The 23368-nt window shown below is 64.9% G+C and carries 20 protein-coding genes; 14 read left to right on the top strand and 6 right to left on the bottom strand.

What is annotated here, in order from left to right; all coding sequences use genetic code 11:
- Positions 1-107: 107 nt before the first annotated feature.
- From ABOC32_RS05180 to ABOC32_RS05155, 6 genes are read right to left on the bottom strand one after another with little or no spacing between them, the layout of a single operon-like run.
- Positions 108-581 (bottom strand): chemotaxis protein CheW, encoded by a 474-nt coding sequence (locus ABOC32_RS05180; protein WP_234226625.1) that lies wholly within the window; start codon positions 579-581, stop codon positions 108-110.
- Positions 574-5517, bottom strand: a complete 4944-nt coding sequence (locus ABOC32_RS05175; RefSeq protein WP_426810308.1) for an Hpt domain-containing protein — start codon at positions 5515-5517, stop codon at positions 574-576. The genes ABOC32_RS05180 and ABOC32_RS05175 overlap by 8 nt, the downstream gene beginning before the upstream one ends.
- A gap of 23 nt (positions 5518-5540) precedes the next feature.
- Positions 5541-7565, bottom strand: a complete 2025-nt coding sequence (locus ABOC32_RS05170; RefSeq protein ID WP_254912531.1) for a methyl-accepting chemotaxis protein — start codon at positions 7563-7565, stop codon at positions 5541-5543.
- A gap of 47 nt (positions 7566-7612) precedes the next feature.
- Entirely contained in the window at positions 7613-8167 is a 555-nt protein-coding gene (locus tag ABOC32_RS05165; protein WP_086978675.1) for a chemotaxis protein CheW, read from the bottom strand.
- Positions 8164-8529, bottom strand: coding sequence for a twitching motility response regulator PilH (gene pilH / locus ABOC32_RS05160; RefSeq protein ID WP_012274551.1), 366 nt, complete (start codon positions 8527-8529; stop codon positions 8164-8166). Before pilH ends, ABOC32_RS05165 begins: the two co-directional genes overlap by 4 nt.
- 47 nt (positions 8530-8576) lie before the next feature.
- Entirely contained in the window at positions 8577-8978 is a 402-nt protein-coding gene (locus ABOC32_RS05155) for a response regulator (protein ID WP_234226623.1), read from the bottom strand.
- 152 nt (positions 8979-9130) lie between these two features.
- Between ABOC32_RS05155 and gshB the strand changes: the two genes are divergently transcribed.
- The 14 genes from gshB to ABOC32_RS05085 all read left to right on the top strand — a co-directional run bounded on the left by gshB (position 9131) and on the right by ABOC32_RS05085 (position 23232).
- Positions 9131-10084, top strand: a complete 954-nt coding sequence (gene gshB / locus ABOC32_RS05150; RefSeq protein ID WP_426810307.1) for a glutathione synthase — start codon at positions 9131-9133, stop codon at positions 10082-10084.
- 91 nt (positions 10085-10175) lie between these two features.
- On the top strand, positions 10176-11081 hold the full coding sequence (locus ABOC32_RS05145; RefSeq protein WP_043198277.1) for an energy transducer TonB: 906 nt from the start codon (positions 10176-10178) through the stop codon (positions 11079-11081).
- A gap of 358 nt (positions 11082-11439) precedes the next feature.
- Positions 11440-12009, top strand: a complete 570-nt coding sequence (locus ABOC32_RS05140) for a YqgE/AlgH family protein (protein ID WP_426810306.1) — start codon at positions 11440-11442, stop codon at positions 12007-12009.
- Positions 12009-12434, top strand: coding sequence for a Holliday junction resolvase RuvX (gene ruvX, locus ABOC32_RS05135; RefSeq protein WP_086978670.1), 426 nt, complete (start codon positions 12009-12011; stop codon positions 12432-12434). Before ABOC32_RS05140 ends, ruvX begins: the two co-directional genes overlap by 1 nt.
- Positions 12435-12483: 49 nt before the next feature.
- Complete coding sequence (gene pyrR / locus ABOC32_RS05130) at positions 12484-13002, top strand: bifunctional pyr operon transcriptional regulator/uracil phosphoribosyltransferase PyrR (protein WP_016489547.1); 519 nt, start codon at positions 12484-12486, stop codon at positions 13000-13002.
- 12 nt (positions 13003-13014) lie between these two features.
- Positions 13015-14019: an aspartate carbamoyltransferase catalytic subunit gene (locus ABOC32_RS05125; protein ID WP_027920654.1), complete on the top strand. Its 1005-nt coding sequence runs from the start codon at positions 13015-13017 to the stop codon at positions 14017-14019.
- Positions 14016-15287 carry a dihydroorotase gene (locus ABOC32_RS05120; protein ID WP_426810305.1) on the top strand — a complete coding sequence of 424 codons (1272 nt, stop codon included), beginning with the start codon at positions 14016-14018 and terminating at the stop codon, positions 15285-15287. The genes ABOC32_RS05125 and ABOC32_RS05120 overlap by 4 nt, the downstream gene beginning before the upstream one ends.
- A 213-nt stretch (positions 15288-15500) precedes the next feature.
- Complete coding sequence (gene hslV, locus ABOC32_RS05115; RefSeq protein WP_043198280.1) at positions 15501-16031, top strand: ATP-dependent protease subunit HslV; 531 nt, start codon at positions 15501-15503, stop codon at positions 16029-16031.
- 76 nt (positions 16032-16107) lie between these two features.
- Positions 16108-17451, top strand: a complete 1344-nt coding sequence (gene hslU, locus ABOC32_RS05110) for an ATP-dependent protease ATPase subunit HslU (protein WP_426810304.1) — start codon at positions 16108-16110, stop codon at positions 17449-17451.
- A 188-nt stretch (positions 17452-17639) separates the two neighbouring features.
- The gene (locus ABOC32_RS05105) at positions 17640-18017 is read left to right on the top strand and encodes a gamma-butyrobetaine hydroxylase-like domain-containing protein (protein ID WP_026034461.1); all 378 of its coding nucleotides are present in this window, start codon (positions 17640-17642) and stop codon (positions 18015-18017) included.
- Between the two features lie 268 nt (positions 18018-18285).
- Positions 18286-19965, top strand: coding sequence for a class II poly(R)-hydroxyalkanoic acid synthase (gene phaC, locus ABOC32_RS05100; RefSeq protein WP_426810303.1), 1680 nt, complete (start codon positions 18286-18288; stop codon positions 19963-19965).
- Positions 19966-20027: 62 nt separating this feature from the next.
- On the top strand, positions 20028-20879 hold the full coding sequence (gene phaZ, locus ABOC32_RS05095; protein WP_426810302.1) for a poly(3-hydroxyalkanoate) depolymerase: 852 nt from the start codon (positions 20028-20030) through the stop codon (positions 20877-20879).
- Between the two features lie 42 nt (positions 20880-20921).
- On the top strand, positions 20922-22604 hold the full coding sequence (gene phaC, locus ABOC32_RS05090) for a class II poly(R)-hydroxyalkanoic acid synthase (RefSeq protein ID WP_426810301.1): 1683 nt from the start codon (positions 20922-20924) through the stop codon (positions 22602-22604).
- Positions 22605-22617: 13 nt separating this feature from the next.
- Complete coding sequence (locus ABOC32_RS05085) at positions 22618-23232, top strand: TetR/AcrR family transcriptional regulator (RefSeq protein WP_086978667.1); 615 nt, start codon at positions 22618-22620, stop codon at positions 23230-23232.
- Positions 23233-23368: the final 136 nt, after the last annotated feature.

Below are 23368 nucleotides of genomic sequence, written 5' to 3'. Positions count from 1 at the left end.
GATGACCTTCAGCCTTACCGGCCTCTTCGCAGCACAAGGCTGCTCCTACAGGGTGTTGCGGTAGCCCGATTCCCACATCCAGACGACCAGGCCCGATGCCTTGCATCCTACCCAAGGTCAGGTTGCAGATCCGCGTCACGCACCAGCCTTTCCAGTGCAACCAGGTCCGGCACCCGTGCCACCTGCTCGCCCACCTGCACTGCCGCCAGCTCCAGGCGGCCCAGGGCCACATCCACGTAGTTCAACTGGCTGTCGAGCTTGCACGAGCGCGGGATGTCTTGCAGCAACAGCGCCAAATAGCGCAGGCCGGTGTCGCCCAGCGCATTGAGCACCACCACCCGGGCCCGCTCACCGCACGGCGTCTCACCCCCGCACGCAGCCTCGAAGCCGATCAGCGGCAGGCGCTGTTGGCGCCAGTCGATCCAACCCAGGTGCCAGGCCGGCTCACCGCGTTGGCACAGCGGATTGCGCTGGCCGCACAGTTCGGCCACCGCCACGTTGGGCAGTACCAGGGTGCGGTCGCCCAACGGCAGCAACAGCCCGGTCAGGCTGCTGCGCTGGCCGGAGATCAGTTCAAGCATGGGTCTGGCTCCAGTGGGCAATGCTCTGCAACAGCAGCGACTCCTGATACGGCTTGCCCAGGTATTCGTTGACGCCAATGGCCATGGCACGGTCGCGGTGCTTCTGCCCGGTACGCGAAGTGATCATGATGATCGGCAGGTCTTTCAGACGGGCATCACGGCGGATGCGTGTGGCCACCTCGAAGCCGTCCATGCGTGGCATTTCGATGTCCAGCAGCAACACGTCGGGGCGGTGTTCCTCCAGCAGGGCCATGGCATCGACCCCGTCCTTGGCCGTCAGCACACTCATGCCGTGGCGCTCCAGCAGGCGACTGGTAACTTTGCGCACGGTCACCGAATCGTCCACCACCATCACCAGCAACGCACGCCGCGGCGCCGGGCCAAGCAACTGGCGCTGGGTGCCGCCACCGGGCAAGCGGGCCAGGCGCCGCTGCTGGCCGCGCAACTGGCCAAGCAGGTCGAGAATCAGCACCACCCGGCCATCGCCCAGCAACGTCGCCCCCGACAACCCTGCAACCGCAGCAAACTGCGGCCCCAGGCTCTTCACAACGATCTCGCGGCTGGGCGACAGGCTGTCGGCCTGGATGGCGAACGACTGCTCCTTGGAATGCACCAGCAGCACCGGCAAAGGCACGCTCTGCCCCAGCAGCGCGGGGCGCGGCAGGCCTTGCAACAACTCGCCCAGGTAGCGCAGCTCGTATTCGTGGCCGGCGTAGACATAGCGGGGCGTGTCCAACTGATAGCACGCCGCCAGCTCTGCCGGCGGCACGCGGACGATGCCCTCGATGGTGTTGAGCGGGATGGCGTATTGCTCTTCGCCCAGGTGCACCATCAGCACACGGTTGATCGATACGGTGAACGGCAGGCGGATCAAGAAGCGCGCGCCCTTGCCCTGGGCCGACTCGATGCTCATCGCGCCACCCAGCTGCTTGACCTCCTCATGCACCACATCCATGCCCAGACCGCGCCCGGAAATCTGGGTGATCTTCTCGGCGGTGGAAAACCCCGGGCGCAGGATGAACTGCAAGATCTCGTGATCACTCAGGTTCGCCTGCGGGTCCAGCAGGCCGCGCTTGATTGCCTTGCGCCGCACCGCTTCCAATGGCACACCGGCACCGTCGTCGGTCATTTCGATAACGATATCTGCACCTTCGTGCAGCAAATTCAGGTGAATGGTGCCCTGCTCCGGCTTGCCGGCGGCCAGGCGTGCTTCACGGCTTTCCAGGCCATGGTCGACCGCGTTGCGCAGCATGTGCTCAAGCGGTGCCACCATGCGTTCAAGCACACTGCGGTCCAGTTCGCCTTCGGCGTTGCCGACCACCAGCTCCACCTGCTTGCCCAGTTCGCTGGCCACCTGCCGCACCACACGCTGCAGGCGTGGTACCAAGCGTTCGAAAGGCACCATCAAAGTGGCGGTCAGGCCTTCCTGCAACTGGCTGTTCACCCGCGCTTGCTGCTGCAGCAGGCTGTAAGCCTCCTGGGCGCGCTGGGCCAGGGTTTCTTTCAGGTCGAGCAAGTCCGAGGCAGACTCGAACAAGGCCCGCGACAGTTGCTGCAACTGCGAGTGGCGGTCCATCTCCAGGGGGTCGAAGTCGTCATAGGCATCAGTTTCGAACGGCTGCCGGCTGGAGATCCGCCCCTGGGTCTCGATGTCCAGGCGCAGCAACTGGTCGCGCATGCGCTCCAGGGTGGTTTCCATTTCGTTGAGGGTGAACTGCGCATCGTTGACCTGCTGCTCGATGCGCCCACGAATGATCGAGTGTTCGCCAGCGAGGTTGCCCAGATCATCGAGCAACTCGGCATCAACCTTGACCATGTCGCCAGGCGCCCGCTCTGGCGCTGCCGCCGGCATTTCGCTGGCAGCGGCTTCGATCGGCCCTTGGCCGGCAGCGCTGTCGGTCAGGGCTGCGCTGCTGAAGTTGCGGATATAGTCGATCAGCGCCGTGGCGGCATGCAATGGCTGCCCCAGGCGCACCGCATCAAGCATGTGCGCCAGGCGGTCATGGCAATTCTGCAGCAGGGCGAACAGGGGCGGGCTCGGCGGCAAGCGCCCGGCAGCCAGCAGTTCGTAAAGGAATTCCAGTTCGTGGGCCAGGTCACCGATCGGGGCAATTTCGACCATGCGCGCCACGCCCTTGAGGGTGTGCAGGTCGCGCATCAGGTTGTCCACCTCGACGCTGCTGCGCGGGTCCGCCTGCCAGCGCGCCAGGGATGCGGCGGCGCTCTCGACGATGTCCGAGCTTTCTTCGAGGAACACTTCCAGCAGCTCTTCGCCGGCGCTTTCCGGCTCTTCAGGCAGTGGCTCGCCCACCTCTGGAAGCAGAGGGTTGTGCGACAGCCCCAGGGTATCCGTCAGGTCCATGTCCGGGTGCAGCGGGGTAACCGTGTCGATGCCCACCAGGCCGGTGGCATCCGGTGCCAAGGCCTGGTCCAGCAGGTTGCGCAGGCTGTCGACAAGCTCTGGCCGTGACGCGATGTCCTGCCCGGCCGCCACTTCATCGAGCATGTCCAGCAGGGCTTCATGGGCGCGCTGCGCCTGGGCGAAAAAGCGTGCATCGGCGGGCAGGCTGCCCTCTTCCACCGCGCCGTACAGGTCCAGCAAGGCCTCGCACACCTCATCCATCTGCCACAGGTCGGCCAGGTGCGCGGCGTGGCCCAGGGTGGTCATCTGGTCAAGCAGGGTATCCAGTGCATCACGCTGGCCAGGCTGTTGCTGCCAGCGCGACAGCAATGACTCGGCATCGAGCAGAATGTCCATGGCCTGGGCCAGGAAACTGGCCACCAACTGCGGGTCGCGCTTGCTGCGCCGGGCATGCTGCGGGTCGTCATGCACGCTGGCCAGGCGGTTATCCACTGCCTGGCCAACTGTTTCGATCAGCTCCGCAGCGCCAGGGATGGCTGCCAGCGGCGTGCTGTCCAATTGCGCCAGGCCCAGATGGAACAACGAGCGCGCAGCTTCCAGCCATTCGATCTCGGCCATTTGCAGGGGCAGTTGATGGCCTTTGTATTCACGGGCCAGGCGGTCGAAGGCGGTGGCCAGCTCGGCGACCGGCATCACCCCGGCCATGGCGGCACTGCCCTTGAGCGTGTGCAGGGCACGTTGCAGGCCATCGCTGACCGGCGTGTCGTGGCCGTCGGCGCCCTGCAAAAAATCATCCAGGCTGGCCAGATGGCCCAGCGCCTCACTGCGGAAGATATCCAGCAACTGCGGATCGAGGCCATCGATATGGGCCGCCGCCGGTACGTCGTTTTCAGCCAGGGCATGCAGGTGCCCGGCCAGTTGTTCGATTTCGGTCAGTTGCGGCAGCTGGCCGGCGGCAAAGTCGGCCAGCAGATCGGGCAGATGGACAAACACCTGTTGCAGGGCCACCACGCCTTCAGGGCTGAGCACACTCCGGCCCTCCAGCACCCGGTTCAGCAGGTGCTCGGCGCCCCAGGCCAGTTCGGCCACCGCCTCTGCATGTACCATGCGGCCACTGCCTTTGAGCGTATGCAGCGCGCGGCGCACTTCCCCCAGTGCCCCGCGCTGCTGGTTGTCGGCACGCCAGCGCAACCAGTGGCGCTCGATATCCGGCAGCAACTCGCCCGCTTCTTCGAGGAACACCTCACGTAGCTCGTCATCGATGCCATCGCCATCGGCATCCAGGCCCGCTCGGGCATCGGCCTGCGCACAGTGCACGCCCAACGCCGCCAGGCTGGCACGCGCCATGTCGATGAATGGCTGGCCGTCCGCCAGCGGGTCGGCCACCCGCCACTGCAAGTAGCACTCAGCGGCGCTCAGGGCCTCGGCCAGGTGGGCCAGCTCGTCGGCGGGCGGCTCATCTTCCAGGTGCTGCAACCAACGCTGCACATAGCTTGCGCAGCCGGCAATCAGTTCGGCCACGGCGGGCAGCATCAACATGGCCAACGCCCCGCGAACCTGCTGCAACAACCCTGGCAAGGGTTGCAGCCGCTGCCGGGGCCAGTCGGACTCCAGGTAATCGCCGATCAGGTCCTTGGCCTGCTGCAACACGTTCAGCGATTCGTTCAGCACCAGCTGGCGTATCTCGGCCAGGTCGGAGCCTGGCAGGCCGCCTTGGCCGTTTTCCTCCAGCGGGCCGACCATGCCGTTCAGGGAGGCTTCCACATACAACAGGGCGCCCGCCACATCCATCAACACCGCGTCGTCCACCGCCCGCTCGCCCTGGGCCAAGGCCTGTAGCGCCAGCACCTGGTCGATGATCACCCGTCGTGGTTGCTGGAAGCCCAGCACAGCCAGGGTGTCGGCCACGTGGCGCAGCGGTGCCAGCAGGGCATCGAGCTGCTCGCTGTGCTGACGGTCGCTGCGCACGAACTGGTCGAGGCGCTCCTTGATGCGCATCAGGTCGTCGCACAGTGCGGTCACTACCGAGCGCAGGGCATCGCGCCCCGGCCCGGCCTGTAATTGATCGCGCCAGTTGCCCAGCGACAGGTCGAGGTTGGCCAGGTCGTCGGAGCCGGCAAAGCGCTGCGCCGCACCGCTGATCAGGCTGGCCTGGGCCAGCGGCTCGATGCCACGGCAGGCACGCAGCTGGTTGAGCAGCGGCAGCATCACCAAGGGCAGGTCGTGGCGGGCACCGCGCAAGCGCTCCAGGTAGGAGGGCAGTTGCTCCAGGCCGCGGAACAACGCACCCAGGCAATCACCCCGCGGGCTCACCTGGCCGTCGGCCAGGGCCTTGGCGAACAGCTCCAGCTCTTCGGCCAGGCGCGTCGCACCTCGCAGTTCGAGCATCCGCAGGCAGCCGTGCACCTGGTGCAGGTTGTCGACCACGAAGGCCAACATCGACAGGTCGCCGGGTTCGCCGGCAAAACGCTCCAGCGCCTGGCGCGCCTGGCCCAGGCAGTCGAGGATGGCAGCCTTGGTCCAGGCCAGTGCCACCGTGTCGTGGCGCTCGGGGCTTACAGCAGCAGATGCCATGGTCACTTCCTCGGCGCGGCGTTTCACTTGGGCTCGGCAGGTGGCGGCAGGGTGAAACCGGACACCGAACGGCGCATCTCGCTGGCCATGCGGGCCAGGTGGCGGATGCTGTCGGCAGTGGCCCCGGAACCGGCGGAGGTCTGTGCGGTAATCTGCTGAATGACCGCCATGGTGTGGGAGATCTGCCCGGCCGACGAGGTTTGCAGCTGGGCAGCATCGGAGATGCTGTGGATAAGGTCGGCCAGGTTCTGCGATACCCCTTCGATCTCGGCCAGCGCCACCCCGGCATCCTGGGCCAGGCGCGCGCCGCGCACCACTTCGGCGGTGGTCTGCTCCATGGAGATCACCGCCTCGTTGGTGTCGGCCTGGATGGTGCGCACCAGCGCCTCGATCTGGCGGGTAGCCGATGACGAGCGTTCGGCCAGGCGCTGCACCTCGTCGGCGACCACGGCAAAACCACGGCCGGCCTCACCGGCCAGCGAGGCCTGGATCGCCGCGTTTAGTGCGAGGATGTTGGTCTGGTCGGCAATGTCGTCAATCAGGCTGACGATGTCGCCGATTTCCTGGGAAGACTCACCCAGGCGCTTGATCCGCTTGGCGGTGTCCTGGATCTGCTCGCGAATGTTGTCCATGCCATTGATGGTGTTGTGCACCACCTCGTTGCCCTTGTTGGCGATGGCCACCGAGCGTTCGGCCACCTTGGCCGATTCGTAGGCATGCGCCGATACCCGGTCGATCGACTCGACCATGTCGCCGACCGCCTCGGAGGCCTCGCTGATCTGCGCGGCCTGGTGCTCGGAAGCCTTGGCCAGCTGGCGCGCGGTGTTCTGCGTGTCCTGCACGGCGGCGGCCACCTGCACGGCGCTGTGGTTGATGGTGGCCACAAGGTCGCGCAGCTGGTCCACGGAATAGTTGATCGAGTCGGCAATGGCGCCGGTAAAGTCTTCGGTTACCGATACGGTCACGGTCAGGTCGCCATCGGCCAGCTCTTCGATTTCGTCGAGCAGGCGCATGATCGCCTGCTGGTTGCGTTCGTTCTTTTCCGCCGTTTCGCGCAGCTGGCGGTTGGTGGTGCGCACCATGACCAGGCCGATGAGGATGATCGAGGCCAGCGCCAGCACGCCCAGGGCATAGCCGCCAACGGTGTCGAGGGTGCGCCCGCCGGCCAGGTTCTCGAAACCGTTGGCCAGGTGCGACGCTTCGTCGAGCAGGGTTTGCGACAGGCTGAAGATGTTGCCGGCAGCTTCGCGCACGCGGAACAGTTCGGGCGAGGTTTCGAGGATTTCATCCACAGAGCCGGCGACGAACTGGAACAGTTCGGCGATTTCAGCCAGCCGCGCGCGCGCATCGGCGTCTTCGACACGGGTGACCTGAATGGCCGCGTTGCCGCTGAGCATGCCCTCCAGCACCTGGCCAAAGCGCCCGGCATCACGGCCAAAGGCGTCGGCCGCCTGGGCTGCGGTGTCGTCACCGGCCAGCACGGTGTTGACCGAACCGAGGATGCGCTCGGCCAGCAACAGTTGGCGCTGGGCCACCGCCACCTGGTTGGCCGGGGCGCCGCTTTGCAGCAGGATCTCGACCACCTTCTCGTATTCCACCTGCAACTGCGGCACGGTTTCGGCCAGCGTCGCCGCTACCTGGTGCAGCGACAGCACGGTCTGCTCGCTGGCCAGGATGGTGTCGGTGTTCTTGCGCAGGTTTTCCCAGTCGCGGCGTACCGATTCCATCTCGTCTCGCACCGTGGGCGGCGCGGGCGGCAGGCCGGTGGACTTGTCGCCCTGGCGCAGGTAGCCCCAGCGCCGTTCAAAATCGTTGCGCGCATCCGACAGCAGCTTGAAGGCCAGGGCCTTGCCGGCAGCGGCTTCGGTGGCGTTCTTGGCGATGCGTTGCGACAGCACCCGCAGTTCGCCGGCATGGCCGATGTACTGCTTGTCGTAGTTGGACTGGGTGTTGAGGTACGCGAAGTTGGCGAACAACAGGATGATCGACAGGATCAGGATCAAGAACAGCACAGTGATCTGCGCGATGCTGCGGGTACGCGGGCTCACGGTGGTGGCGGTAACGGAGGTGGCAGGCTTGTTCACGTTCGCAGGTCCTATAACGCCACATCAAGAAAGCCCGGCGCCTGGGCCAGGGCGAAGGGGCTGAAGATCGCCCAATTTCGTTCACGCGGGAAATGCCCCTGCACAAAACGAGCAGCGGCGCGCAGCAGTGGCTGCGGTGGCGACAGCTGCAGGCTGTCCAGGTCAAAGTGCTGCAGGCCCAGTACCTCGTCCACCAGCAGGCCGACGAACAGCGCCTCGTGGTCCAGCACCAGCACCCGCCGTTGCTTGCCCGGGGCGACGTGGCCCAGGCCGAAGAAGCTGCTCAGGTCGATCACCGGCAACAACCGGCCGCGCAGGTTGGCGACCCCGCACACCCAGGGCTGCACACCGGGGACGCGGCTGCTGCGCGGTTCACGCAGCACCTCGGCCACCTCGCCCATGGGCGCAACAAACCACTGCCCGGCAATGCGAAAACCGATACCGCTCCACTGTTGCAGGCGGTTGTCCTGCGGCGGTTGGTCGGCGACCAGCAGGCGGCAGCGCCGGTCGATGTCCAGCAACAGCTCGAAGGCGGTCAGCGACGCGCCTTGCGGGCGGGTGGTCAAGCCCCCAGCACTTCTTTGAGCTTGGCGATCAGCGCGTCTTCTTCCACCGGTTTGGTCAGGAAGTCACGGGCACCCTGGCGCGTGGCCCAGATGCGGTCGGTTTCCTGGTCCTTGGTGGTGACCACGATCACCGGAATGGCGCTGGTTTCCGGGTCTTTGCTGAGCTGGCGGGTAGCCTGGAAGCCGTTCATGCCAGGCATGACGATGTCCATCAGCACCGCATCGGGCTTGTCCTGCCGGGCCAGGGCCACGCCGTCGGCACCGTTGCTGGCCTTCAGCACCTGGTAGCCGTGCTTTTCCAGCCATTCGGTCAATCGGTACATCTCTGTCGGCGAGTCGTCGACAATCAGAACTCGGGCCATGCTGTTTCCCCATCAGGAAAGTAAGGCCGTGCCATGGCGGGGCGCGGTCAGGGTGCGTGTTGTTGAGGCGCGGAAAACCCGGGCACGTGGGCGCGGATCGCGTCGAGCAGCTCTTCCTTGCTGAACGGCTTGGTCAGGAACTGATCAGAGCCGACCACCCGGCCGCGGGCCTTGTCGAACAGCCCGTCGCGCGACGACAGCAGAATGACCGGGGTGTCCTTGAAAGCACTGTTGTGCTTGATCACGGCGCAGGTCTGGTAGCCGTCCAGGCGCGGCATCAGCACATCGACGAAGATGATGCTGGGCTGGTGGTCGACGATCTTGGCCAGGGCATCGAAGCCATCGCTGGCGGTGATCACCTCGCAGCCCGCTTCACCGAGCAACATCTGCGCGGTGCGGCGGATCGTGCGCGAATCGTCGATCACCATCACCTTCAGGGGTTGTTCCATAGACGCCTACCAATGGAAATTAGCTGCACTTTTAGCATACTCCGGGTGGCCATTCCATCTGCGCCGCCCCTTGACCGGCGGCGTTCGCGGCGCCACCCTGAGCCACTTTTCTTTCGCCATCGCGGCCACCTGCCGCCAAGAGGAACCACCCCATGAGCGTTCGCCTCGGCATTGTCATGGACCCCATTGTGTCCATCTCCTACAAGAAGGACAGTTCGCTGGCCATGCTGCTGGCCGCCCAGGCACGCGGCTGGAGCCTGTTCTACATGGAGCAGCAAGACCTGTACCAGGGCGAAAGCAAGGCCCGCGCCCGCATGCGCCCGCTGAAGGTGTTTGCCGACCCCGCGCGCTGGTTCGAGCTGGGCGAGGAGCAGGACAGCCCGCTGGCCGAGCTGGACGTGATCCTGATGCGCAAGGACCCGCCCTTCGACATGGAGTTCGTCTACAGCACCTACCTGCTGGAGCAGGCCGAAAATGATGGCGTGCTGGTGGTCAACCGCCCGCAGAGCCTGCGCGACTGCAACGAGAAGATGTTCGCCACACTGTTCCCACAGTGCACCACCCCTACCCTGGTCAGCCGCCGCCCGGACATCATTCGCGAATTCGCCGCCAAGCATGTTGACGTGATCCTAAAGCCGCTGGATGGCATGGGCGGTACGTCGATCTTCCGTCACCGCGCTGGCGACCCCAACCTGTCGGTGATCCTGGAAACCCTGACCGCGCTGGGCACCCAGCAGATCATGGCCCAGGCCTACCTGCCAGCGATCAAGGACGGCGACAAACGCATCCTGATGATCGACGGCGAGCCGGTGGACTACTGCCTGGCACGTATCCCGGCCAGCGGCGAAACCCGTGGCAACCTGGCCGCTGGCGGGCGTGGCGAAGCGCGCCCGCTGACCGAGCGCGACCGCTGGATCGCCGCCCAGGTCGGCCCGACCTTGCGGGAAAAGGGCCTGCTGTTCGTGGGCCTGGACGTGATCGGCGACTACCTCACCGAAATCAACGTCACCAGCCCCACCTGCATCCGCGAGATCGATGCTGCCTACAACACCGATATCGGTGGCAAATTGATGGATGCCATTGATCGCAAGCTCAAGGCGCGCTGACAGCCAACGCGAAGCAAAACCGCAGAGTGGGGTATGATGCCGGTCCTATTCGACTGTGCTGCTGCCCCGCCCTGCGGTTGCTGGATACCTGATGACGCTGCCCGCTGACATCCCTGCCGACCTGCTGCCTCCCCGTGTTCGCCCGGTGGACCGGCTTGGCTTTACCCTGTTCCTGGCTGCCCTGGTGCACCTGGCGCTGATCCTTGGCGTCGGCTTCACCGTGGTCAAGCCTGCCGAAATCCGCCACACCATGGACATCACCCTGGCCACCTTCAAGAGCGAGAAAGCGCCCGAGAAGGCCGATTTCCAGGCTCAGGAAAACCAGCAGGGCAGCGGCACGCTGGACAAGAAAGCGGTACCCACCACCACCGAACTGGCGCCTTTCCAGGACAGCAAGATCAACAAGATCACGCCACCGCCTGCGGCCAGGCCCGAGGTGGTACCGCCTCCTACCCCACAAAAGTCGGCGGTAGTGACGACTGCGCCCAAGCCGCAGAAGGTCGAACCCAAGCCCAAGGAAAGCAAGGCACAGCCCAAACCGGCGGCGCCCGCGCCAGACTTCGACAGCTCACAGCTGTCCAGCCAGATCGCCAGCCTGGAGGCGGAGCTGTCCAACGAACAGCAGATGTACGCCAAGCGCCCGCGCATCCACCGCCTGAACGCCGCGTCGACCATGCGCGACAAGGGCGCCTGGTACAAGGAAGAGTGGCGCAAGAAGGTCGAGCGGGTAGGCAACCTGAACTACCCCGACGAAGCCCGTCGGCAGCAGATTTACGGCAACTTGCGGATGATGGTGTCGATCAACCGCGATGGTTCGCTGTACGAGGTGCTGGTGCTTGAATCGTCCGGGCAACAGGTGCTGGACCAGGCGGCGCAACGCATCGTAAGACTGGCGGCGCCGTTTGCGCCGTTTACCGGGGATTTGGCTGAGTTTGACCGGCTGGAGATTATTCGGACATGGCGGTTTGCCCGTGGGGACCGTTTGTCCAGTAACTGAGTGTTGGCCTTGGGTGTAGGGCTTGCGATGTGCGGTGGCGCGGATATCGAGCGCCGCCCGCGCGGCGCATCGCGAGCTGCGCTCGCTCCTACGTTTGTTTCGGGCCAATTATTCCTGTGCCATTTGCGCGCGAACCCTTTGCGCATGGCGCGATTTCGTGTCGTACAAACAAGGCGGTCGCGCGCGCCTGCCACAGGCGTTACTGGCCCGAAACAAACGTAGGAGCGAGCGCAGCTCGCGATGCGCCGCGCGGGCGGCGCTCGATCTCACAGGCGCCAAAAACCTCAAGACAGTCGCCAACCAAGCGACACGAATCCGCACCTTGTCAGCCTCGCCACCTGGCGCCACACTATCCCCCATGAAAACCCTCGCCCCGAGCTACCTCAAGCACCAGTTCCTGATTGCCATGCCGCACATGGCCGATCCGAACTTCGCCCAGACCCTCACGTACATCGTCGAGCACAATGAGCATGGCGCCATGGGCCTGGTGGTCAACCGGCCGCAGGAACTGAGCCTGGCCGACATCCTCGAGCAACTGCGCCCGGACGAAACGCCGCCGGCCAGCACCTTGCAGATGCCGATCTACCAGGGTGGCCCGGTACAGACCGACCGCGGCTTCGTCCTGCACAGCAGCGAATGCAGCTTCCAGGCCACCGTGGCCCTGGAAGGGCTGTCGCTGACCACCTCGCAGGATGTGCTGCTGGCCATTGCCGCCGGGGTAGGCCCGAAACAGAGCCTGATCACACTGGGGTACGCCGGCTGGGAAGCGGGCCAACTGGAAGCCGAACTGGCCGACAACGCCTGGCTCAACTGCCCGTTCGACCCACAAATCATCTTTGACCGGGCCAGCGACCTGCGCCTGGAAGCTGCGGCCGCCAGCCTGGGGATCAACCTGCACCTGCTGACCAGCCAGGCGGGCCACGCCTGATGGCCGAACTACGCCTACTGCTGGGTTTCGACTACGGCAGCAAACAGATCGGTGTGGCCGTTGGCCAGGTGATCACCGGGCAGGCCCGCGAGCTGTGCACCCTGAAGGCGCAGAACGGCGTGCCGGACTGGGCCCAGGTGGAAAAGCTCATCCATGAGTGGAAGCCCGATGCCATTGTCGTCGGCCTGCCGTTGAACATGGACGGCACCCCCAGCGAAATGAGCGCCCGCGCCGAAAAGTTCGCCCGCCGCCTGAACGGCCGCTTCAACCTGCCCGTGCATACCCACGACGAACGCCTGACCACCTTTGAGGCCAAAGGCGAGCGCATGGCCCGTGGTGGCCAGCGTGGCAGCTACCGCGACAACCCGGTCGATGCCATCGCCGCCGCCCTGTTGCTGCAAGGCTGGCTGGAGGCCAATACCTGATCATCTTTGCCGCCGGCCCCGCCCGGCGCACCCTTCCGAGGAGCCCGCAATGAGCCTACCCAATCCCGCCGACCTGATTCGGCAGATGGCTGTCGACCTTCGTGCCCACCTGGCGCGCCGGGCAATCACCGAGCCCCGTTACATCGGTATCCGCACTGGCGGTGTCTGGGTTGCCCAGGCGCTGCAGGAAGCCATGGGCGACAGCAGCCCCATGGGCACCCTGGACGTCTCGTTCTACCGCGACGACTTCAGCCAGAACGGCCTGCACCCACAAGTGCGCCCGTCCGAGCTGCCGTTCGAGGTGGAGGGCCAGCATCTGGTGCTGGTGGATGACGTGCTGATGAGCGGTCGCACCATCCGCGCGGCGCTCAACGAACTGTTCGATTACGGCCGCCCGGCCAGCGTCACCCTGGTCTGCCTGCTGGACCTGGATGCCGGCGAATTGCCGATCCGTCCGAATGTGCTCGGCGCCACCCTGTCGCTGGCCGCCCATGAACGGGTAAAATTGACCGGACCCGCACCGCTCGCCCTCGAGCGCCAGGACCTCGCCTCCGCTTCCGCCCTTTAAGAGTCCCCCGCGATGACGCCAATCGACGCCAAGCGCCCGCTGCAGCTCAATGATCAGGGCCAGCTGCGCCACTTCCTCTCGCTCGACGGTTTGCCCCGCGAACTGCTCACCGAGATCCTCGACACCGCCGACTCGTTCCTGGAAGTCGGTGCCCGGGCCGTGAAGAAAGTCCCGTTGCTGCGCGGCAAGACCGTGTGCAACGTGTTTTTCGAGAACTCGACCCGTACCCGCACCACCTTCGAACTGGCGGCCCAGCGCCTGTCGGCCGACGTGATCAGCCTGAACGTGTCGACCTCCTCGACCAGCAAGGGCGAGACCCTGTTCGACACCCTGCGCAACCTTGAAGCCATGGCTGCCGACATGTTCGTGGTACGCCATTCCGACTCCGGCGCCGCGCACTTCATCGCCGAGCACGTGTGCCCGGACGTCGCCGTGATCAACGGCGGTGACGGCCGCCATGCGCACCCGACCCAGGGCATGCTCGACATGCTCACCATTCGCCGTCACAAGGGCAGCTTCGAGAACCTCTCGGTGGCCATCGTCGGCGACATCCTGCACTCTCGCGTGGCCCGCTCCGACATGCTGGCGCTCAAGGCGCTGGGCTGCCCGGACATCCGCGTGATCGGCCCGAAAACCCTGATCCCTATCGGCATCGAGCAGTACGGCGTGAAGGTCTACACCGACCTCGCCGAAGGCCTGAAGGATGTCGACGTGGTGATCATGCTGCGCCTGCAGCGTGAGCGCATGGCCGGCGGCCTGCTGCCCAGCGAAGGCGAGTTCTACCGCCTGTTCGGCCTGACCACCGCGCGCCTGGCCGGGGCCAAGCCTGACGCCATCGTCATGCACCCGGGCCCGATCAACCGTGGCGTGGAAATCGAGTCGGCGGTGGCCGACGGCAAGCACTCGGTGATCCTCAACCAGGTCACCTACGGCATCGCCGTGCGCATGGCCGTGCTGTCCATGGCCATGAGCGGGCAGAACGCGCAACGTCAATTCGACCAGGAGAACGCCCTGTGACCATCAGTATTCTTGGCGCCCGGGTCATCGATCCCAAGACCGGCCTGGACCAGGTCACCGACCTGCACCTGGACGGTGGCCGCATTGCCGCCATCGGCGCCGCGCCGGCCGGTTTCAGCGCCAGCCGCAACATCCAGGCCGATGGCCTGGTCGCCGCACCTGGCCTGGTCGACCTTGGCGTGTCGCTGCGCGAGCCGGGTTACAGCCGCAAAGGCAACATTGCCAGCGAAACCCGCGCGGCCGTGGCCGGCGGTGTCACCAGCCTGTGCTGCCCCCCGCAGACCAAGCCGGTGCTGGACACCTCGGCGGTGGCCGAGCTGATCCTGGACCGCGCCCGCGAGGCCGCCAACAGCAAGGTGTACCCGATCGGCGCCCTGACCAAAGGCCTTGAAGGCGAGCAACTGGCCGAGCTGGTGGCCCTGCGCGACACCGGTTGCGTGGCCTTCGGCAACGGCCTGAAACAAATCCCCAACAACCGTACCCTGGCCCGCGCCCTGGAGTACGCCGCCACCTTCGACCTGACCGTGGTGTTCCATTCCCAGGACCGCGACCTGGCCGAGGGCGGCCTGGCCCACGAAGGTGCCATGGCAAGCTTCCTCGGCCTGCCGGGCATCCCGGAAAGCGCCGAAACCGTGGCCCTGGCGCGCAACCTGCTGCTGGTGGAACAAAGCGGCGTGCGTGCGCACTTCAGCCAGATCACCAGCGCCCGTGGCGCACAGCTGATTGCCCAGGCGCAGGAACTCGGCCTGCCGGTGACCGCCGATGTGGCGCTGTACCAGCTGATACTCACCGATGAGTCGCTGCGCGAGTTTTCCAGCCTGTACCACGTGCAGCCACCGCTGCGCACTGCCAAAGACCGCGATGGCCTGCGCGCCGCCGTCAAATCGGGCGTGATCCAGGCGATTTCCAGCCATCACCAGCCCCATGAGCGCGACGCCAAGCTGGCCCCGTTCGGCGCCACCGAGCCGGGCATCAGCAGCGTCGAGTTGCTGCTGCCACTGGCCATGACCCTGGTGCAGGACGGCCTGCTCGACCTGCCGACCTTGCTCGCCCGCCTGAGCAGCGGCCCGGCTGCCGCCCTGCGCCTGCCGGCCGGTGAGCTGAAGGTGGGTGGTGCGGCCGACCTGGTGCTGTTCGACCCGCAAGCCTCCACCGTTGCCGGCGAGCAGTGGTTCTCGCGTGGCGAGAACTGCCCGTTCATCGGCCACTGCCTGCCGGGTGCGGTGCGTTATACCTTGGTCGATGGGCACGTCTGCCACGAGGCCTGAGTAACCCTCACTGGCCTCATCGCCGGCAAGCCAGCTCCCACAGGAAATCATTGCCCTCAAGGCCTGTGATATCTCTGTGGGAGCTGGCTTGCCGGCGATGAGGTCAGTGCAGGACGGCACCAACCATTCATCCCCCACGGTTGAAATCTTTCCCCCCACCCCCATATGAGTCTGCATCAGGCACTTTCGCCCCGCTGCGTGGAGACTCTCCCCTTGACCACCATCGTTTCTGTCCGCCGTAACGGCAAAGTCGTCATGGGCGGCGACGGCCAGGTATCCCTCGGCAACACCGTGATGAAAGGCAATGCCAAGAAAGTGCGCCGCCTGTACCACGGCCAGGTCATCGCCGGCTTCGCGGGTGCCACCGCCGATGCCTTCACCCTGTTCGAGCGCTTCGAAGCCCAGCTGGAAAAACACCAGGGCCACCTGGTCCGCGCCGCCGTCGAGCTGGCCAAGGAATGGCGTACCGACCGTTCCCTGAGCCGCCTGGAAGCCATGCTGGCCGTGGCCAACAAGGATGCCTCCCTGATCATCACCGGCAACGGTGACGTGGTCGAACCCGAAGACGGCCTGATCGCCATGGGTTCCGGTGGCGCCTACGCCCAGGCCGCAGCCCGCGCCCTGCTGAACAAGACCGACCTTTCGGCCCGTGAAATCGCTGAAACTGCCCTGAACATCGCCGGCGACATCTGCGTGTTCACCAACCACAACCTGACCATCGAGGAGCAGGACCTGGCCGACTGATTCAGCTGCTCTGGCGCCTCTTCCCGGTGAAGGGGCTTTTCCACGCTGACTCATCTGCCCCAGGACCCTATTGATCATGTCCATGACCCCCCGCGAGATCGTCCACGAACTCAACCGCCACATCATCGGCCAGGACGACGCCAAGCGCGCCGTGGCCATCGCCCTGCGCAACCGCTGGCGCCGCATGCAGCTGCCTGCCGAGCTGCGTGCCGAAGTGACCCCGAAGAACATCCTGATGATCGGCCCTACTGGCGTCGGCAAGACCGAAATCGCCCGTCGCCTGGCCAAACTGGCCAACGCGCCGTTCCTCAAGGTCGAAGCCACCAAGTTCACCGAAGTGGGCTACGTGGGCCGCGACGTCGAGTCGATCATCCGTGACCTGGCCGACGCCGCGCTGAAGATGCTGCGCGAGCAGGAGATCATCCGCGTGCGCCACCGCGCCGAGGACGCCGCCGAAGACCGTATCCTCGATGCCCTGCTGCCGCAGGCGCGGGTCAGCAGCTTCTCCGAAGAAGCCGCGCAGACCAGCAGCGATTCCAACACCCGCCAGCTGTTCCGCAAGCGCCTGCGTGAAGGCCAGCTGGACGACAAGGAAATCGAAATCGAAGTAGCCGATGCCGTTGGCGTCGAAATTGCCGCGCCGCCCGGCATGGAAGAAATGACCAACCAGCTGCAGAGCCTGTTTGCCAACATGGGCAAAGGCAAGCGCAAGGCGCGCAAGCTGAAGGTGAAAGAAGCGCTGAAGATGGTTCGCGACGAAGAAGCGGGCCGCCTGGTCAACGAGGAAGAGCTCAAGGCCAAGGCCCTGGAAGCGGTCGAGCAACACGGCATCGTGTTCATCGACGAAATCGACAAGGTTGCCAAGCGTGGCAACGTTGGCGGCGCAGACGTTTCCCGTGAAGGCGTGCAGCGCGACCTGCTGCCACTGATCGAAGGCTGCACGGTCAACACCAAGCTGGGCATGGTCAAGACCGACCACATCCTGTTCATTGCCTCGGGTGCGTTCCACCTGAGCAAGCCAAGCGACCTGGTGCCCGAGCTGCAAGGCCGCCTGCCGATCCGTGTCGAGCTGAAGGCACTGACCCCGGAAGACTTCGAGCGCATCCTGCAAGAGCCGCACGCTTCGCTGACCGAGCAGTACCAGGCGCTGCTGAAGACCGAAGGCCTGAACATCGAGTTCATCGGCGATGGCATCAAGCGCCTGGCCGAGATTGCCTACCAGGTCAACGAAAAGACCGAGAACATCGGTGCCCGCCGCTTGCACACCCTGCTTGAGCGTTTGCTCGAAGAGGTGTCGTTCAGCGCTGGCGACCTGGCCAGTGCCCATGACGAAACGCCGATCCGGATCGACGCTGCGTATGTGAACAGCCACCTGGGTGAACTGGCACAGAACGAAGACTTGTCGCGTTACATCCTGTAAGCCCGCACGGGGCCGCTTTGCGGCCCTTTCGCCGGCAAGCCAGCTCCCACAGGAATACCACAGGCCTGAAACCTGTGGAGTCCCTGTGGGAGCTGGCTTGCCGGCGAAAGGGCTGCAGAGCAGCCCCCTTGCACATTGGTCCGAATCTCCCGAAGCTGTGCACTATCAGCTCCCGAGAGATTCCAGCCATGGCCCGCCTGCCCACCGCCATAAATCTGCACAAAGCTTCTAAAACCCTCACCCTCACCTACGCCCCCGGCGAGGTCTACCACCTGCCCGCCGAACTCCTGCGCGTGCACTCCCCTTCCGCCGAGGTCCAGGGCCACGGCAACCCCATCCTGCAATTTGGCAAGATCAACGTCGGCCTGGTCGGCCTGGAACCTGCCGGCCAATATGCACTGAAACTGACCTTCGACGACGGCCATGACAGCGGCCTGTTCACCTGGGAGTACCTGGAGCAGCTGTGCCTGCGCCAGGAACAGCTGTGGGCCGACTACCTCGACGAGCTGCACAAGGCCGGAAAATCCCGCGATCCGGCCGAATCGGTGGTCAAACTCATGCTCTAGCGCAAGGCCTTCAGGTTTTAGAGCGCATTTTCTAAATTCATCTGTTTGAATGACTTACAGACAGCCCAGTGAAGGGGTGTCTTGCGCAATACATGAAAGTCGGGTAACCAATGGGTATGGCAAGTTCCCTGCATCACTTTGCAGGCAGTCAGCACCCCCGCAGCACCGCTGTTCCTTATCACTGGTCACCCGAGTAGCAGTACCGGGCTCAGGGCTGTGCACCTGTCACAGCAACCGGTACTCGTCTCAGGACAACGGAGCGTCGTAGATGAGTAACAAGAACAACGATGAGCTACAGCGGCAGGCCTCGGAAAACACCCTGGGGCTGAACCCGGTCATCGGCATTCGCCGCAAGGACCTGCTGAGTTCTGCACGCACCGTGCTGCGCCAGGCCGTGCGCCAACCGCTGCACAGCGCCAAGCATGTGGCCCACTTTGGCCTGGAGCTGAAAAACGTGCTGCTGGGCAAGTCCAGCCTGGCCCCGGAAAGCGACGACCGTCGCTTCAACGACCCGGCCTGGAGCAACAACCCGCTGTACCGCCGCTACCTGCAAACCTACCTGGCCTGGCGCAACGAGTTGCAGGACTGGATCGGCAACAGCGACCTGTCCCCCCAGGACATCAGCCGCGGCCAGTTCGTCATCAACCTGATGACCGAAGCCATGGCGCCGACCAATACCTTGTCCAACCCGGCAGCGGTCAAACGCTTCTTCGAAACCGGCGGCAAGAGCCTGCTCGACGGCCTGTCCAACCTCGCCAAGGACATGGTCAACAACGGCGGCATGCCCAGCCAGGTGAACATGGACGCCTTTGAAGTGGGCAAGAACCTGGGCACCAGCGAAGGCGCGGTGGTGTACCGCAACGATGTGCTGGAGCTGATCCAGTACAGCCCCATCACCGAACAGGTGCATGCCCGCCCGCTGCTGGTGGTGCCACCGCAGATCAACAAGTTCTACGTGTTCGACCTGAGCCCGGAAAAGAGCCTGGCGCGCTTCTGCCTGCGTTCGCAGCAGCAAACCTTCATCATCAGCTGGCGCAACCCGACCAAGGCCCAGCGTGAATGGGGCCTGTCCACCTACATCGATGCGCTCAAGGAAGCCGTCGACGCGGTGCTGGCGATTACCGGTAGCAAAGACCTGAACATGCTCGGCGCCTGCTCCGGCGGCATCACCTGCACCGCGCTGGTGGGCCACTATGCCGCCAATGGCGAAAACAAGGTCAATGCCCTGACCCTGCTGGTCAGCGTGCTGGACACCACCATGGACAACCAGGTCGCATTGTTCGTCGACGAGCAGACCCTGGAAGCCGCCAAGCGCCATTCCTACCAGGCGGGCGTGCTGGAAGGCAGCGAAATGGCCAAGGTGTTCGCCTGGATGCGCCCCAACGACCTGATCTGGAACTACTGGGTCAACAACTACCTGCTCGGCAACGAGCCGCCGGTGTTCGACATCCTGTTCTGGAACAACGACACCACGCGCCTGCCGGCCGCCTTCCACGGCGACCTGATCGAAATGTTCAAGAGCAACCCACTGATCCGCCCGGATGCACTGGAAGTGTGCGGTACCCCGATCAACCTGAAGAATGTGCAGTGCGACATCTTCAGCGTTGCCGGCACTGCCGACCACATCACCCCGTGGCAATCGTGCTACCGCTCGGCGCACCTGTTCGGCGGCAAGATCGAGTTCGTGCTGTCCAACAGCGGCCACATCCAGAGCATCCTCAACCCGCCAGGCAACCCCAAGGCGCGCTTCATGACCGGCGCTGACCGCCCGGGCGACCCGGTGGCCTGGCAGGAAAACGCCACCAAGCATGCCGACTCCTGGTGGCTGTACTGGCAGAGCTGGCTGGGCGAGCGTGCCGGAGAGCTGAAAAAAGCACCGACCCGCCTGGGCAACCGCGCTTATGCCGCTGGCGAAGCCTCACCAGGCACCTACGTTCACGAGCGTTGAGTTGCGTTGCCGTGGTCGCCATGAGGGCGCCACGGCACTTTTTTCACGACAGAGTCGAACGCATGCCGGAACCCTACATCTTCAGGACCGTCGAACTGGACGACCAGTCCATTCGCACCGCCGTCCGCCCGGGCAAGCCGCACCTGACACCGTTGCTGATCTTCAACGGCATCGGCGCCAACCTGGAGCTGGTGTTCCCGTTCATCGAGGCGCTGGACCCGGACCTGGAGGTCATCGCCTTCGACGTGCCCGGTGTGGGGGGGTCATCCACTCCGCGTCACCCCTATCGCTTTCCTGGCCTGGCCAAGCTCACGGCGCGCATGCTCGACTACCTGGACTACGGCCAGGTCAACGTCATCGGCGTGTCTTGGGGCGGCGCCCTGGCCCAGCAGTTTGCCCACGACTACCCGGAGCGCTGCAAGAAACTGGTGCTGGCCGCCACGGCCGCCGGCGCAGTCATGGTGCCGGGCAAGCCTAAAGTCCTGTGGATGATGGCCAGCCCCAGGCGCTACGTGCAGCCCTCCCATGTGATCCGCATTGCACCGCTGATCTACGGCGGCGCCTTCCGCCGCGACCCGGACCTGGCCATGCACCATGCCTCCAAGGTTCGCTCCGGTGGCAAGCTAGGCTACTACTGGCAGCTGTTCGCCGGCCTGGGCTGGACCAGCATCCACTGGCTGCACAAGATCCACCAGCCGACGCTGGTGCTGGCCGGTGACGACGACCCGCTGATCCCGCTGATCAACATGCGCCTGCTGGCCTGGCGGATTCCCAATGCCCAGCTACACATAATCGACGATGGCCACCTGTTCCTGATTACCCGGGCCGAGGCCGTCGCACCGATCATCATGAAGTTTCTCCAGGAAGAACGTCAGCGCGCGGTCATGCACCCGCGCCCCGCCTCTGGCGGTTGATTGTCGCTGCCCAGACATCGGGTAAGACGAGGGAGTGTTGCCATGACAGACAAACCGGCCAAAGGAACGAAAACGCTTCCCGCCACCAGCATGAACGTGCAAAACGCCATACTCGGCCTGCGCGGGCGCGACCTGGTGTCGACACTGCGCAGGGTCGGCCGCCACGGCTTGACCAACCCGCTGCACACGGCGCGCCACCTGTTGGCGTTCGGCAGCCAGCTGGGCCGCGTGATGCTGGGCGACACGCCCTACCAGCCCAACCCTCGCGACAGCCGCTTCAGCGACCCGACCTGGAGCCAGAACCCGTTTTATCGCCGAGGGCTGCAGGCCTATCTGGCCTGGCAGAAGCAGACGCGCCAGTGGATCGACGAAAGCCACCTGGACGACGATGACCGGGCCCGTGCGCACTTTCTGTTCGGCATGATCAACGACGCCCTGGCACCGAGCAACTCGCTGCTCAACCCGCTGGCGGTCAAGGAGCTGCTGAACACCGGTGGGCAAAGCCTGGTGCGTGGCGTGGCCCACTTGCTCGACGACCTGCGCCACAACGACGGCCTGCCGCGCCAGGTGGACGAACGCGCCTTCGAGGTGGGTGGCAGCCTGGCGGCAACGCCCGGCGCGGTGGTGTTTCGCAACGAGCTGCTGGAGCTGATCCAGTACAAGCCGATGAGCGAAAAACAGCACGCCAGGCCCTTGCTGGTGGTGCCGCCGCAAATCAACAAGTTCTATATCTTCGACATGCAGGCGCACAACAGCTTTGTCCAGTACATGCTCAAGAACGGCCTGCAGGTGTTCATGATCAGCTGGCGCAACCCCGACCCGCGCCACCGCGAGTGGGGCCTGTCCTCCTACGTACAGGCCCTGGAAGAAGCACTGAACGCCTGCCGCAGCATCAGCGGCAACCGCGACCCCAACCTGATGGGTGCCTGCGCCGGCGGCCTGACCATGGCCGCACTGCAAGGCCATCTGCAGGCCAGGCATCAGTTGCGCAAGATCCGCAGCGCCACGTACCTGGTCAGCCTGCTCGACAGCAAGTTCGACAGCCCGGCCAGCCTGTTCGCCGACGAACAGACGGTAGAGGCCGCCAAGCGCCGTTCCTATCAACGGGGCGTGCTGGACGGCGGCGAAGTCGCCAGGATTTTCGCCTGGATGCGCCCCAACGACCTGATCTGGAACTACTGGGTCAACAACTACCTGTTGGGCAAAGCCCCGCCCGCGTTCGACATCCTCTACTGGAACGCCGACAACACACGCCTGCCCGCAGCACTACACGGCGACTTGCTGGACTTTTTCAAGCACAACCCGCTCACCCACCCGGCAGGCCTTGAAGTGTGCGGCACACCCATCGACCTCAAGCAGGTCGACCTGGACAGCTTTACCGTAGCCGGCAGCAACGACCACATCACCCCATGGGACGCCGTGTACCGCTCGGCCTTGCTGCTCGGAGGGGACCGGCGTTTCGTGCTGGCCAACAGCGGGCACATCCAGAGCATCATCAACCCGCCGGGCAACCCCAAGGCCTACTACCTGGAAAACCCCAAACTGTCCGGCGACCCGCGCGCCTGGTTCTACGAAGCCAAGCGCAGCGACGGCAGTTGGTGGCCCTTGTGGCTGGAGTGGATCACACCGCGCTCCGGCCCGCTCAAGGCTCCCCGTACCGAGCTGGGCAACAGTACCTATCCACCGCTCGGCCCGGCGCCAGGCACCTATGTCCTGACCCGATGAGCCCTACGACTGGATGAAGACCCGCGACCGTATCCTCGAATGCGCCCTGCAGCTGTTCAACCAGCAGGGCGAACCGAACGTATCCACCCTGGAGATTGCCAACGAACTGGGCATCAGCCCAGGCAACCTGTACTACCACTTCCATGGCAAGGAACCCTTGGTGCTGGGCCTGTTCGAGCGCTTCGAAGAAGCGCTGATGCCCCTGCTCGACCCACCCCTGGACGTGCGCCTGGATGCCGAGGACTACTGGCTGTTCCTGCACCTGATCGTCGAGCACATGGCCCAGTACCGCTTTCTGTTCCAGGACCTGTCCAACCTCACCGGCCGCCTGCCCAAACTGGCGCGCGGCATGCGCAGCCTGATCAATGCACTCAAGCGTACGCTGGCGGCGTTGCTGGCCAGCCTCAAGGGCCAGGGGTTGGTAGAGAGCGGGACCCAGGCGCTGGGGCAACTGGTGGAGCAGATCACGATGACGCTGCTGTTCTCGCTGGATTACCAGCGGGTGCTGGGGCGCGAGGCGGATGTGGGGATTGTGGTGTACCAGGTGATGATGCTGGTGGCGCCGCATCTGCAGGCACAGGCGCGGGCGGCGGCGGAGCAGCTGGCGGTGCGCTACCTGGAGGGATAAACCTGCTGTTTCGGCGCTGGGGCCTTCGCGGGCATGCCCGCTCCCACAGGGCCCGCGCTGACCTGCTGATCGGCGCTGTTCCTGTGGCTCCCACAGGGACTGCACTGACTGGCTGGTCGGCGCTGTACCTGTGGGA

Origin of the sequence: Pseudomonas sp. WOUb67, from assembly GCF_050058005.1 — a bacterium.
Taxonomy (GTDB): domain Bacteria; phylum Pseudomonadota; class Gammaproteobacteria; order Pseudomonadales; family Pseudomonadaceae; genus Aquipseudomonas; species Aquipseudomonas putida_R.
This window is presented reverse-complemented; position numbering and strand designations above follow the sequence as displayed.

Bases quoted from the DNA above. Each gene is read 5' to 3' on its own strand.
- gshB (WP_426810307.1), top strand. From the start codon at position 9,131: ATGAGCGTTCGCCTCGGCATTGTCATGGACCCCATTGTGTCCATCTCC.
- ABOC32_RS05155 (WP_234226623.1), bottom strand. From the start codon at position 8,978: ATGGAACAACCCCTGAAGGTGATGGTGATCGACGATTCGCGCACGATC.
- ABOC32_RS05175 (WP_426810308.1), bottom strand. From the start codon at position 5,517: ATGGCATCTGCTGCTGTAAGCCCCGAGCGCCACGACACGGTGGCACTG.
- ruvX (WP_086978670.1), top strand. From the start codon at position 12,009: ATGGCCGAACTACGCCTACTGCTGGGTTTCGACTACGGCAGCAAACAG.
- phaC (WP_426810303.1), top strand. From the start codon at position 18,286: ATGAGTAACAAGAACAACGATGAGCTACAGCGGCAGGCCTCGGAAAAC.
- ABOC32_RS05125 (WP_027920654.1), top strand. From the start codon at position 13,015: ATGACGCCAATCGACGCCAAGCGCCCGCTGCAGCTCAATGATCAGGGC.
- ABOC32_RS05085 (WP_086978667.1), top strand. From the start codon at position 22,618: ATGAAGACCCGCGACCGTATCCTCGAATGCGCCCTGCAGCTGTTCAAC.
- phaZ (WP_426810302.1), top strand. From the start codon at position 20,028: ATGCCGGAACCCTACATCTTCAGGACCGTCGAACTGGACGACCAGTCC.
- pyrR (WP_016489547.1), top strand. From the start codon at position 12,484: ATGAGCCTACCCAATCCCGCCGACCTGATTCGGCAGATGGCTGTCGAC.
- ABOC32_RS05145 (WP_043198277.1), top strand. From the start codon at position 10,176: ATGACGCTGCCCGCTGACATCCCTGCCGACCTGCTGCCTCCCCGTGTT.
- ABOC32_RS05140 (WP_426810306.1), top strand. From the start codon at position 11,440: ATGAAAACCCTCGCCCCGAGCTACCTCAAGCACCAGTTCCTGATTGCC.
- phaC (WP_426810301.1), top strand. From the start codon at position 20,922: ATGACAGACAAACCGGCCAAAGGAACGAAAACGCTTCCCGCCACCAGC.
- ABOC32_RS05105 (WP_026034461.1), top strand. From the start codon at position 17,640: ATGGCCCGCCTGCCCACCGCCATAAATCTGCACAAAGCTTCTAAAACC.
- ABOC32_RS05180 (WP_234226625.1), bottom strand. From the start codon at position 581: ATGCTTGAACTGATCTCCGGCCAGCGCAGCAGCCTGACCGGGCTGTTG.
- pilH (WP_012274551.1), bottom strand. From the start codon at position 8,529: ATGGCCCGAGTTCTGATTGTCGACGACTCGCCGACAGAGATGTACCGA.
- hslU (WP_426810304.1), top strand. From the start codon at position 16,108: ATGTCCATGACCCCCCGCGAGATCGTCCACGAACTCAACCGCCACATC.